The sequence below is a fragment of the Schaalia radingae genome (genome assembly GCF_900106055.1).
Classification (GTDB): Bacteria; Actinomycetota; Actinomycetes; order Actinomycetales; family Actinomycetaceae; genus Pauljensenia; species Pauljensenia radingae_A.
In genome coordinates this window covers 910065-921692 of sequence record NZ_LT629792.1, presented here as the reverse complement: position 1 = coordinate 921692, position 11628 = coordinate 910065, and the positions used below count along the sequence as shown (strand labels likewise).

Sequence of the window (11628 nt, the reverse complement as noted above, 5' to 3'; positions counted from 1 at the left end):
TATCATGAGCCCGGTCTAAGCGGGAATAGGTCTGCCTGTTCCTGTGATGCGGGAATTGCGAGATTTCGCACCGCCTGTGAGGCGACCTCCGCGAAGAGGGGCGCCGCCGAATCGGATGAGATCACTCCGACTTTCGGATTGTAGAGCACAACTGACACTGCGATCTGAGGCGCTTCGGCGGGGAGGACACCTGCCACAGTGGATACGGTTGCGGGCACGCCGTCCACGAAGATGTCAGCAGTACCCGTTTTGAGGGCCAGCCGGTATCCGTCGATCTTGGCTGTCTGTCCCGTGCCGACGTCCGTCGCCACGGTTGATTCCATCATCTTCAGCAGGTCGGATGCACTCTGTGCGCTCATCGCCTGGACTGGTTGGACTGGGTCGGGGGTATGGACAGTACCGTCGGCCAATTGCCACGAGTCGATGATGCGTGGCGGCATGCGCACGCCGCCGTTGCCGATTGTGGCCATCATCGTGGCTTCCTGGACGGCTGTCATGGAGTAGGACTGTCCGAACATGGACACCCATTTGTCTCGTCCGATCCACTGGTCGGGTGTGCGAACCACGCCGGATGATTCGCCGGCCAGTTCAATGCCGCTAGGGGCACCGAGACCCAGTTTCAGCATCATGTCATACCGGTCGGCATCGTCAACGGTCTGGCCAATCAGGATCGTGCCTGTGTTCGATGATTCTGCCAGGATTCCTGTTGCCGTCATTCGTTCTGTGGGATGCTCGTGGAAGTCACTAATCGGGCCGTCAGCTCCCGGCAGGCCGTCCAGAGAGTAGGGCACGGTAAATTCACTGGTCGGGGTGATTGTGCCTTTATTCAGGGCTGTGGCCGCAGTGACAACCTTGCCGACCGATCCGGGTTCAAATGCGTATTGGACGGCGGAAACCGGCTGAGGTGTGGCACTGTTGGGCGCGGTGGAATTGGAATCAGCCAGGGCGAGGATTCGTCCGGTCTTCACGTCGGTGATGACGACGGCACCCCAGTCGGCGCTGTGTGCTTTCACGCGCGCATCGAGGGCTTCCTGGACACCATGCTGAAGGTCGGCGCGAAGTGTTGTGCGCACCGATCCGCCTGAGACCGGTTCAACCACTGTGTGCTTTCCGCCCGGCATAATGGCGCCGTTCGGAGCAATTTCGAAGGCTTCACGTCCGGCGCTGCCCTGCAGAATCTGATCCATCGTGGCTTCAAGACCGGAGGCGCCGACCCCCTCGGCATTGATGGTGCCAATGACGGGACCTGCGGTCGAGCCATTGGGGTAGGTGCGCTCAAAAGCTGATTCCCACTCAATGCCGTAGATGTCCATGGCACGAATCTTGCGATAGGTCACCGCATCCACGTTCTTCTTGACGTAGGCATACGTCGAATCACCGACCATCAGTCCGCCCAGTTCGACCGGGTCCATCTTGAGCAGTGGGGCAAGCTGCGAGGCTGCTGCTGCCGGCCCGATCTGACCGTCATGTTCGTAGGTGCGGATATTGATCTGGTTGACGGCAATGTGGTAAGTCTGCACGGATTCAGCTAGAACGATTCCGGTGTCATCAGTAATGGAGCCACGTTGAGCGGTGATATCAGAGGCCGATGTTCGCACTTCGAGGCCTTCGGCAGCCAGAGCTGGCCCCTGGACGATTTGCAGCAGGAAGAGGCGCAGCACACATGCGCACAGTGCGAAAAGGGTGATGAACAAGATCCAGTGGGCGCGCCGAGCCGACTCCTGCCGCCCCGCACGAGTGTTCATCTAGTGAGCCTTTCTAGCTGCGCGTTATTCACTACGAAAAGCGGCCTGGCCGCCCTCGACGGTGCCGTTCGACAACGTGACGAACCCGGTGGGTCCTGCCGGAACCATACCAAGATCGCGTGCAGATTTTTCGAGGGCCTGAGGTGACGATGCGTTGTGCAGTTGCGTCTGCAGGGTCCACGCTTCAGCATCTAGCGCGTTGACCTCCAGCTGCATCTCCCTGATCTCAAACGCAGTTTCAGCCATCTGCGTGTTGACGACCAGCGGCACGACAATTGCCGCCAGCAGAATCGCGATCGCCAGGAGTGCGAGCGGGATGACTGAGCGCTGCGGAATCTTTCCCTCGATCAGGTGCAGGGTGGGCCGCAGCGTGTCGCGGGTACGGGATGCTGGACGTGTACGCGCCACTGCTTCGTTTGTCATTGTGGCCTCCATGGGGAACGGATTTCGACGGCACGCACGCGCACGGATCGTGATCGAGGGTTGGATTCCTGTTCAGCGCTGTCAGCTTGAAGAGCGCCACGTGTGACCAGTGTCAGTGTCGCCTTCATGGACTCAGGCACCACCGGCAGTCCGGGCGGCGCATTGTCACGGGCGCCCTGAGCGAAGATCTCTTTGACGATGCGGTCTTCGAGGGACTGGTAGGCTTCGACAACCATTCGTCCGCCCACGCGCAGATGGCTCAGTGCCTGCGGAATGGCGGCCCGCAAAATGTCCAGCTCGTTGTTGACGGCAATTCGCAGCGCCTGGAACGTGCGTTTGGAGGGGTTTCCGCCCGTGCGGCGTGCCGGCGCAGGGATGGCGCGTTTGACCAGATCCGCCAGCTGTCCGGTTCTCGTGATGGGCTGCTCGGCGCGCTCTTTGACAATCAACGTGGCGATGCGGTGCGCAAAGCGTTCCTGCCCGAAGGTGCGCAGGATGTCCGTCAGTTCCTGCACGCTCGCATCTGCAATGAGTTCGGCTGCGCTGCGTCCACGGGTCGGGTCCATGCGCATGTCGAGGAGTGCGTCATGCGCGTAGGAAAAGCCTCGCTCTGTCTCATCGAGCTGCAGTGAGGAGACGCCCAGATCCATCAGGACGGCATCTGCCAGTCCGTCTGCCGAGTGGTCGTCAATGACCTGGCCGATTTGATCGTATGTTGTGTTCACGGCTTCGAAGCGCTGTCCAAATTCGCGCAGACGTTCGCTTGCCAGCGCAATGGCCTGCGGGTCGCGGTCAATTCCGACCACACGGATATGGGGAAAGCGTGTCAAGGCTGCGTGCGTGTGACCGCCCATTCCCAGGGTGGCGTCGATCAGAAGAGAGTCGGGCCGAGTGAGGGCAGGGGCGAGCAGATCCATGCACTGGTCGACAAGGACGGGTGTGTGCAGCTGAGCTGCATCGCGTGTAGTTTCTGCGCTCACGTTGCCTCCTTGTCCGTGATCTGCCTGTGTGCGTTCTTCCCACCTGCTTCTCCCCCGCCGATCTGCCATCGGGGAAGTGATGTCAGAGCGTCGGGCGGAGGGCACGGTGGGGTCAGAACATTCCGGGGATGATTTCGTCCGCTGTATTGGCGAAAACATCTTCTTGGACGGTGAGGTACTCGCGCCACGCTGTGGTGTCCCAGATTTCAGCACGTGCGCCAGCTCCGATGACTGTGAGTTCCCGGTCAAGTCCGGCGTATGCTCGCAGGTCAGCTGGAACGACAACGCGTCCTTGTTTGTCTGGAATTTCCTTGTAGGCACCTGAGAGCATGACGCGAACCCAGTCGCGCGCCTGTTTCGATGACAAGGGCGCGCGCATCAGTTCTTGTGCCATGGACTCAAACTCATGGGCAGGGAATGCGTAGATGCAGTGTTCCTGACCACGGGTGAGGACGATTCCACCTTCCATGTCGTCACGGAAACGAGCAGGCAGAATGACACGCCCTTTGTCGTCGAGCTTCGGCTCGTACGTTCCCAGGAACATGCCACACCTCCCTTCCCCTCCGTGACACGCAGCTCCACTTTAACCCACTTTCAACCACTATGGGAACATTTTGCGCCCATGTTTCGGTTTATTTTGAAAATAAACGTTGGAAAATCGCGTAAAAATCAGGGTGGAGGAAGGTGGAGGGAAAATTCTCAACGCCGGGTGTTGACGGGCATGAATATGTGCCACATCGAGGCATATCAGGGTCGAGGCTGCAGATTTCGCAGGGGTATTCCCTCATCGATGAGGGGTCAGCACACGCAGTGGTGCACAGTGGTGGACGTCCACGACATTCGCGGCGCGGTGATATCAGTGGGCAGCCAGCGCCAACTCACGTCAGTCACCCTCGTCGATGAGGGCACAAAAGAATGAGCGGCGGCAAGAATGGAGAACGAAGGAACGGCGAGTGTGCAGTGACTAGTCGCGGCCGCGTTCGTCCCAGCGGCGATTTTGATTCGCAACGAAATCCGTCCAACGTCCACTGGACGGCTTCGTGCCAGACTTCTTCGACGAGGCGGGATCCACCGGGCGCGTATGCAACGCGAAGAGAATACCGGCGACCATGATGCAGAATCCGAGCACTCCCAGAAGGATCGACCATATGCCGTAACCGAGCGTCACACCACCGAGCACCACACACATGCCGATGACAGCGAAGAAAGCGCCGAGGATCATGTTGCGCGGGGAGAGTTTGGAGCGCCGAGGGGAATCAGCGGAAGTGTCGTACGAGGAACGTGCACGTGAGGATCGCGAGGTGCGAGCCGACATGGTCGAGGCGAGTTCCGGATCGTCCTCACGCAGCTGGCTCTCCATTTGTTCGAGTATTTCTTTTTCATAGTCGGACAGGGCCATCGCGCACCTCCTTCGGCTGTGGACGTTACGGATCCAGTGTAACGGTCTAAGGTTCCCTAAGACCATTCGGGCCACGATCTGCAGGCGACACATCGTCTTTTTTGACGCTAGTGCCCAGCAAAGAAGCTGGTCGCAGTGCTCCGTCACCGAAACGCTCACTGGCGTGATCCATCGCCTCCTCCACAGCCCGCGAGCGCCCGTCATTGTCCATCAGGACCGCCACGCCGTCCCGGCGCAGCTGCAGATTTTCGGCTCGCACGCCCATGAGTCTGACTCCCCCGCTCGGCATCACTTCGGCTGCAAACAGGTCGTGGGCAGCGCGGGCAATGACGCGGCCTTCATCGGTAGGCGCCACCAGTGTGGCGGATCGTGTGATCGTGCGGAATGAGGCATCGCGCATCTTCATCGTAACCGTCCACGCCACCTGTCCGCCTGCTCGCAGTCGACGAGCGCACTTGTGGGCGGCTCGCACGATGAACTGCTCAAGGTCACGCCGGCTGGTCACGTTCGTCTCAAAGGTTGTTTCGGTTCCGACCGATTTTTCTTCGCGTTCCACATGCACGCGCCTGCGGTCGATGCCCCACGCTAGGTCGTGCAAGTGGTGCGCACTGGCCACTCCCAACAGCTTCGTCAACCGTGTCATCGGCATCTGCGCCAACTGGGCGACACGTTCAACGCCTTCCTGCTGCAGCACATCCAGCGTTCGACCTCCCACGCCCCACAACACGCCCACTGGCAAACTGTGCAGAAATGCCACCGTCTGATCCTCAGGTATCAGCAGCAGTCCGTCCGGCTTGGCGTGTGATGACGCGATCTTTGCAACGGATTTCGTGGAAGCGATCCCGACTGAGGCCGGCAGGCCGACCTCCTCCCGGATTCGCCTGCGGATGAGATGTCCGATCGTGGTGGGTGACCCGAGCCGGCGCCTGGCGCCGGCGACGTCCAGGAAGGCCTCGTCAATACTGACCTGCTCAACCAGTGGCGTGATCTGAGCGAGGATCGCCATCACGCGCGTCGAGTATGCGCTGTATATTTCCCGGCGTCCGGAGACCACCTGCGCACTGGGGCACAGTGCGCGCGCCCGCGCCATCGGCATACCGGCACGCACTCCGAATTCACGTGCTTCGTAGGTTGCGGATGTGACCACGCCCCGCATTCCTGATCCGCCGACGATCAGCGGTCTGCCACGCAGCTGCGGATTTTCCAGCAGTTCAACCGAAGCAAAGAAGGAGTCCATATCCACGTGGATGATCGGGGTGGCTGAATCGTCATCGCCCCAGTTGCGTTTGGCGCGCTTGTCGCGCGGCGCGTTCGACATGGCTCCTCCCCTCATCACTATCTTAGGGGCGTTACAGTAACGGGTATGTCTTCACGCGACGCTCACGAATTTGCGATCTCCACTGGCTCGGCACGGGTGACGTGGGATGGTTCCCATGCGACAGTGTTCGTCAACGGTGCGGAGTCCTCCAGTGTCGATGTCGACCATCCTGAGGTGCTCGAATTTGAATACATGCAGCATATGGATGCCGCCCTCGAAGCGCTTGCACCATCACCTGAGCCGGTGCGTGTCCTCCATATCGGCGGAGCCGGCTGCGCTCTGGCATGGGCATGGAGCATCAAGCGTCCACAGTCGCGCCATTGCGTCGTTGAAATCGATGAAGATCTGGCGCACACCGTGCGTGACCTGTTTGATCTGCCGCGCTCGCCTCAACTCAAGATACGTGTGGGCGAAGGGCGCCAGGTCCTCGATTCGACACGCCCTGAGCGGTGGGACGTCATCGTACGTGACGCTTTTTCCGATCAGAGCGTGCCCCGCCAGTTGATGACGCTTCAGGCGGCTCGATCAGCATGGGATGCCCTCGTACCGGGTGGACTGTACGTGGCCAACGTGCCGCACGGTGGGAAGGCAAACGGGCGCCCTGACGTTGCTGCAATCAGCGAGGCGTTCGGCGAAGTTGTCGCCGTTGCGGACCCGAAGGTGGCGCGTTCAGGCAGGTGGGGCAATGTCATGGTGGCCGGACGGAAGACGGTCCGCGACCAGTCGCCTCACTTTGCGCCGCTGGATGTTGCCCAGTTGGACCGGCTGCTGCGCAAGCTCGCACTTCCAGCGCGCATCATGGCAGGTAAGTCGTTAAACCAGTGGATTGCGGGGGCTCGGCCTATGGAAGATCCACAGGGCGAATGATGCGTACGTGAGCACGCCGCGCATTCACGATCACACCGATCACCCCGATGAGCAGTGTGATGGCCTGGATGGACATCGCCACGCGGAACTCGCTCCACCCGTATTCGCGTGTCGGGTTCAACAGGTCAAGGACGACGCCGATGACCTGCACTGTCACGATCGTGGCAACGAAGCCGCCCATATTGACCGTTCCGGTTGCCGTACCCAGGCGGTGTTCGGGTGAAGAGCGGCGCACAAAGTCGAATGCAATTGTTGAAGCGACGCCGCTGACGGGAAGCACGATTCCCAGCAAGAATGCTGCCCAGGCACCGACAGGCTGCACGCGAGCCAGCACGATGACCCATGCGAAGGTGGAGGCAGCGGCCGCGGCCAACACGCCCAGAACTCTGCCACCGGGTCGTAACGCGGTCAGCTGACCGACAACTGGACCGATCGCAATATTGACGCAGGTGAATGCTACGAGCACCGCTGAGGCGACAGCGGGGCTCAGTCCCATGCCGAGAGTCATGAACGGAACGCCCCACAAGAGTGTGAACGTCATGCCGGGCATTCCGCCTGTCCAGTGGGCAAAGAACCCGAGCCATGTCGACGGGTCACGCATGACGAACTTAATGGTAGTCAGTGCGTGCTCCCCCTGCTGATCTGAACGCTCACGTTTCGCTCCGGGTTTGTCCGCAACAGCCAATCCGATGAGGAGGGTTGCCGAAAATCCAAGACCCGCCAGGATGCAAAAGGCTGGAGTCCAGCCGAAGGCGCGCAGCGCCCACAGGAAGGGAACGGCTGACACCACCTGGCCGAGCAGTCCGACAATTGCGGTGAGCTGAGTCATCAGCGGTACGCGAAATGGGGTGAACCAGCTCGGTACCAGGCGCAGCACAGAAATAAAGGCCGTCGCGTCACCCACTCCCAGCAGAATGCGGGCAGCAAATGCCAGCGGCAGGTTCGTCGCGCACGCCATGGCAATGTGGGCGATGGACACGAGGGCTGCGCCGACCATGAGAACGCGTCGCGGCCCCCACCGATCCAGCGCAAGTCCCGATGGGATCTGCATCGCAGCGTAGACGAACAGCTGCACGGAGGAGAACGCAGCCAACACGGATGCGGGCATGGCGAAACGATCCATCGCTTCAATACCGGCAACGCCCAGGGATGTACGTGCAGCAACGGCCAGCACGTAGGCGAACATGGCGCTCGTCCAGACGAGAAGTGCCCGCCTAGTCATCGGATGGCTGCTGAGGGGGTCCCCATGTCGGATCGGCACGGTGGCGCAGGGTCTGGTTACGTTCGGTTGCCTCACTGTCATTGCCGCGGTCACGCAGGCGTCGCAGAACATCCTCGACAGTTTCGCGCTGGCCCTGTGATGGGCGCGCCGATGATTCGCTTTCGGCGCCACGAGCAGGACGCGCGTGGAAGGAACCTTCTTCGAGGCGGTCGAGGACATCATCAATGGTGACCTGATCCTCCTCGTCACCCTGCGTTGCCTCGTCGGTGTTCGCGCTGGTCGCGTCAGCCTCGGCTGAACGCTGTGAGCGGGTACGCAGGAACTCCTCGATGGTCTCGGTAATGTCCTCCGCCGACATTGCGGAGCTTTCCGAGTCAGGCAGCCGGAAGGTTTCCGTGCTGTTCGACGCGGTCGCCAGCGCGTCATAGTGCTTTTCGAGGGCGGCGATGGTACGCGAGACTTCCTCGTTGGCCTCAATGAGCTGAGTTACCTGGTCAATCTCCTCGCTGGCACCGCGCTCCAGGTCGCCAACCGGAAGAGACAGGTCAGCGTAGTCCGACAGCGAGGTCAACAGCGCTGAAGCGGCACGCGGGTACTGCGTGTCAGACATGTAATACGGCACTGCCGCCAGCATGGTGACACCGTCAATGCCCTGACTGGCCAGGTGGGACTGCAGGAATGACGTCATGGGTGCCGGAAAGCGCATCGTTCCCGACATCTGTGGCTGCTCAGGCAACAAGGAGCCGTCTGTGGCGTGCATATGAACAGGTGTGGGCCGGGTATGCGGCACACCGGAAGGGATGCCGTGCAGCGAGAACGAGATCTCCACGCCTGCCTGCTCGGCAAGGTGGGACACGGCTCGGACGAACGTTTCCCACTTCGCGTCGGGTTCAGGCCCGTGGAGAACCAGCAGCGGCACTCCCGCATCGTCGTAGACCAGGTCAAGTGCAATTTCAGGCACTTCAAGAGAGGTTGTCACCCAGTCGTCAATATTCATCACAGGGCGGTGTGAGCGGTAGTCGATGAACATGTCCGACTCAAACGTGGCCACGCGTTGGGTGTCCAGCGTGTGCAACAGTTGCTCGATTGCGAGGTGGCCGGCGGTTCCCGCATCCATCGCACCGTCAAAGTGTGTCAGCAAAATGGGGGCACGCGCGCCTTTGGCGGGGCCGTCGTCGTACGCTTCCTGGTCGTCCAGGAACTGATCAAGCGTATTGTCAGCCATCGCTGCCTCCTTTCAGCTGTGTCGCTACTACCACGGTACCCAAATCCGTGCCCTCAGGCGAGCTTTGAGCTACAAGGTGAAATTTCTATCTCGCTGTATATGCCGAAGTCCTCCAGATAGGGCACAATAGTATGCCGTCAGTTAGCCAGGAGGATGCATGTTCGAACCCGTCGACGCAGGCTCACAGGACCCCGAGATTGCTCATGAGCAGGCTGTCGTTGATGCGACGTACCACCGACTTGACCAGTTGAAGGATGAGTACCGTCTGGCGCAGGAACGCGCCCACCGCCAGCATGGTGTCGGCAACGCTCAGGGATTCACAGAACGTGACGTGCTCTCAGCACACTTTTCTGACCTGCGTGAGCGCCTCGATCAGGTGGAGGACCGCCTGGTGTTCGGCCGGATCGACATGGAAGATGACCTCACTCACTATGTGGGTCGCATCGGCATCTCAACTGCCGAGGGCGAACCCATGCTGATTGACTGGCGCGCCCCCGCTTCGCGACCCTTTTACCAGGCGACGGCCATTGATCCACAAGGTGTAATCCGGCGGCGCCACCTGACCACCCGAGCCCGCCGCGTCACCGCAATCGAAGATGAAGCACTGGATCAGGAGGCCGCAAACAAACGGAATATGACGCTCCAGGGCGAAGGCGCACTCATGTCCGCACTGAGCGAAGCCCGTCAGGGCCACATGACCGACATTGTGTCGACCATTCAGGCCGAGCAGGACAGCGTGATCCGCTCAGAAGATTCCGGCCTGGTCATCGTTCAGGGTGGTCCGGGAACCGGGAAGACCGCTGTTGCGCTGCATCGCGCCGCCTACCTGCTGTACACACAGCGTGACAGGCTCCAGCATTCCGGTGTCCTCCTGATCGGCCCCTCCCACGTTTTCCTGCGCTACATCGAGCAGGTATTGCCGTCTCTAGGTGAAACAGGCGTCGTGTCCGTGACGATGGGTGACCTGCTGCCCGGATTCCATGCACAGGCCCACGACAGCGAGCGCGTGGCACGCATCAAAGGCAAGGCGGTGTGGCAGTCGATTATTCGCCGCGCAGTCAAGGGGCTGCAGCGCGTACCTGACGCTGATCAGGAGCTGCGCGTGTGGTCACGCACCGTCACGCTGACCGTAGAGGATATCCGCGCTGCACATGCTCACGCCCGCCGCACGGGCAAGCCCCATAATGAGGCGCGTGACGGTTTTGCGCTGGAGCTCATGGATGTTCTGGCGCGCCGACTGGCTGCCGATGAACGTGATCGCCGTTCGCGCGAAGGGGTGCATGACGTGGACGGCAACGACGTGGAGATGTGGCGTCAGGAGATCCGTGATTCGGTGGATGCTCGTCGCGCCATCAACCTGGCGTGGATGCCGACTTCTCCACTCACGTTGCTGGAGAGGATTTTTGCTCGCCCGGGCTATCTGGAACAGCTCAACGCTTCGGTTCCCAATCGCCTCACTTTCGATGAGATTGCTGGGCTTCGGCGCCCGAAAGGTTCCCCGCTGACAGTCAGTGATATTCCTCTGCTTGATGAGTGTGCGGAGCTGCTGGGGACATCCTCGGCCCTGCGTGAACGTGAGAATAATGAGCGCGCCGAGCGTCTGGCATATGCGCGCGAAGCCATTGAGCGCCAAAACCTGGGCGACGGTATCGTTACGGCTCAGATGCTGGCTGATGCGACACGTGAAGGGGAATCTCATTCCTCACTGGCTGAGCGTGCGCGACGCGACCGGTCGTGGACATATGGGCATATCGTCGTGGATGAGGCTCAGGAGCTCTCCCCTATGGCGTGGCGCGCTCTGTTGCGCCGCTGCCCGTCCCGCTCGTTTACTGTCGTCGGTGATCTGGATCAGCGTCGCGGACATGATCGCCCGTCCACGTGGCACGAGGCTCTTGGGCCAGCTGCGCGCGCCTTGAGTGAGGAGTATGTGCTGACGATCTCGTATCGCACGCCTCGCCAGCTCATTGACCGTGCTCAGCGCGTTATGGCGGCGGTAGGCGAACCCATGTCCGGTGAGCTTCAGGCTGTGCGTGATGTGACCGATGCCTATGAGCTCACGCATCTCGCGCAGGAGCACCAGCCACCCTCGTCACCTGAAACAGACGACATGTGGGAGCCGACGCGTGAGGCGATCCGGCGAGAATTGTCCGTACTTGACCACACGGTTGGGAATGGACGAGGGCGCCTGGCCATCATCATGGGATCGGAGCGCGCCGACCAGTGGAACGCTGACGCAGATGGGCACACCACTCTCAGTGAGCGGGTCGCAGTGCTGAGTGCGACGGCTGCGAAGGGGCTGGAGTTTGACTCAGTTATCGTGGTGGAGCCGTCTGAGATTCTGGGCGACGGGCCGGGTGATCTTTTTGTGGCGCTGACGCGGTCCACTCAGCGCCTGCATATCGTCTCCAGCGGACAGGTTCTGTCCGGACTTGAACAGAACTGACTTTCA

11 protein-coding genes are annotated in these 11628 nt (G+C 60.8%); 3 read left to right on the top strand and 8 right to left on the bottom strand.

The window, feature by feature from the left end; all coding sequences use genetic code 11:
* Positions 1-2: 2 nt before the first annotated feature.
* From BLT69_RS04030 to mraZ, 4 genes are all read right to left on the bottom strand, one after another.
* Positions 3-1745 (bottom strand): peptidoglycan D,D-transpeptidase FtsI family protein, encoded by a 1743-nt coding sequence (locus BLT69_RS04030; protein WP_092648469.1) that lies wholly within the window; start codon positions 1743-1745, stop codon positions 3-5.
* 24 nt (positions 1746-1769) lie between these two features.
* Complete coding sequence (gene ftsL, locus BLT69_RS04025) at positions 1770-2168, bottom strand: cell division protein FtsL (protein WP_092648468.1); 399 nt, start codon at positions 2166-2168, stop codon at positions 1770-1772.
* On the bottom strand, positions 2165-3148 hold the full coding sequence (rsmH, locus tag BLT69_RS04020; protein ID WP_257590403.1) for a 16S rRNA (cytosine(1402)-N(4))-methyltransferase RsmH: 984 nt from the start codon (positions 3146-3148) through the stop codon (positions 2165-2167). The genes ftsL and rsmH overlap by 4 nt, the downstream gene beginning before the upstream one ends.
* A gap of 112 nt (positions 3149-3260) precedes the next feature.
* Complete coding sequence (gene mraZ / locus BLT69_RS04015; RefSeq protein ID WP_058236461.1) at positions 3261-3692, bottom strand: division/cell wall cluster transcriptional repressor MraZ; 432 nt, start codon at positions 3690-3692, stop codon at positions 3261-3263.
* Between the two features lie 246 nt (positions 3693-3938).
* Here mraZ and BLT69_RS11040 point away from each other — a divergent pair, with 246 nt between their 5' ends.
* The gene (locus tag BLT69_RS11040; RefSeq protein ID WP_257590402.1) at positions 3939-4067 is read left to right on the top strand and encodes a hypothetical protein; all 129 of its coding nucleotides are present in this window, start codon (positions 3939-3941) and stop codon (positions 4065-4067) included.
* Between the two features lie 45 nt (positions 4068-4112).
* Here the strand turns inward: BLT69_RS11040 and BLT69_RS04010 are convergent, their stop codons facing one another.
* Together BLT69_RS04010 and dinB are read right to left on the bottom strand one after the other, a co-directional pair.
* Positions 4113-4547 (bottom strand): DUF3040 domain-containing protein, encoded by a 435-nt coding sequence (locus BLT69_RS04010; protein WP_058236460.1) that lies wholly within the window; start codon positions 4545-4547, stop codon positions 4113-4115.
* 46 nt (positions 4548-4593) lie between these two features.
* On the bottom strand, positions 4594-5865 hold the full coding sequence (dinB, locus tag BLT69_RS04005) for a DNA polymerase IV (RefSeq protein ID WP_058236459.1): 1272 nt from the start codon (positions 5863-5865) through the stop codon (positions 4594-4596).
* Between the two features lie 45 nt (positions 5866-5910).
* On the opposite strand from dinB, the gene BLT69_RS04000 reads away from it, so the two are divergent.
* Positions 5911-6732 (top strand): spermidine synthase, encoded by an 822-nt coding sequence (locus BLT69_RS04000; protein ID WP_070725902.1) that lies wholly within the window; start codon positions 5911-5913, stop codon positions 6730-6732.
* On the opposite strand, the gene BLT69_RS03995 is transcribed toward BLT69_RS04000, so the two are convergent.
* The gene (locus tag BLT69_RS03995; RefSeq protein WP_070725904.1) at positions 6707-7954 is read right to left on the bottom strand and encodes an MFS transporter; all 1248 of its coding nucleotides are present in this window, start codon (positions 7952-7954) and stop codon (positions 6707-6709) included. The two genes, BLT69_RS04000 and BLT69_RS03995, sit on opposite strands and share 26 nt — an antisense overlap.
* Positions 7947-9179 (bottom strand): PAC2 family protein, encoded by a 1233-nt coding sequence (locus BLT69_RS03990; protein ID WP_070725905.1) that lies wholly within the window; start codon positions 9177-9179, stop codon positions 7947-7949. Before BLT69_RS03990 ends, BLT69_RS03995 begins: the two co-directional genes overlap by 8 nt.
* A 157-nt stretch (positions 9180-9336) precedes the next feature.
* On the opposite strand from BLT69_RS03990, the gene BLT69_RS03985 reads away from it, so the two are divergent.
* Positions 9337-11622 (top strand): HelD family protein, encoded by a 2286-nt coding sequence (locus tag BLT69_RS03985; RefSeq protein WP_092648467.1) that lies wholly within the window; start codon positions 9337-9339, stop codon positions 11620-11622.
* Positions 11623-11628 lie beyond the last annotated feature (6 nt).

Excerpts from the sequence above, each read along its gene's own strand:
- BLT69_RS04000 (WP_070725902.1), top strand. The coding sequence starts at position 5,911 with ATGTCTTCACGCGACGCTCACGAATTTGCGATCTCCACTGGCTCGGCA.
- BLT69_RS03995 (WP_070725904.1), bottom strand. The coding sequence starts at position 7,954 with ATGACTAGGCGGGCACTTCTCGTCTGGACGAGCGCCATGTTCGCCTAC.
- mraZ (WP_058236461.1), bottom strand. The coding sequence starts at position 3,692 with ATGTTCCTGGGAACGTACGAGCCGAAGCTCGACGACAAAGGGCGTGTC.
- BLT69_RS11040 (WP_257590402.1), top strand. The coding sequence starts at position 3,939 with ATGAGGGGTCAGCACACGCAGTGGTGCACAGTGGTGGACGTCCACGAC.
- BLT69_RS03990 (WP_070725905.1), bottom strand. The coding sequence starts at position 9,179 with ATGGCTGACAATACGCTTGATCAGTTCCTGGACGACCAGGAAGCGTAC.
- BLT69_RS03985 (WP_092648467.1), top strand. The coding sequence starts at position 9,337 with ATGTTCGAACCCGTCGACGCAGGCTCACAGGACCCCGAGATTGCTCAT.
- ftsL (WP_092648468.1), bottom strand. The coding sequence starts at position 2,168 with ATGACAAACGAAGCAGTGGCGCGTACACGTCCAGCATCCCGTACCCGC.
- dinB (WP_058236459.1), bottom strand. The coding sequence starts at position 5,865 with ATGTCGAACGCGCCGCGCGACAAGCGCGCCAAACGCAACTGGGGCGAT.
- BLT69_RS04030 (WP_092648469.1), bottom strand. The coding sequence starts at position 1,745 with ATGAACACTCGTGCGGGGCGGCAGGAGTCGGCTCGGCGCGCCCACTGG.
- BLT69_RS04010 (WP_058236460.1), bottom strand. The coding sequence starts at position 4,547 with ATGGCCCTGTCCGACTATGAAAAAGAAATACTCGAACAAATGGAGAGC.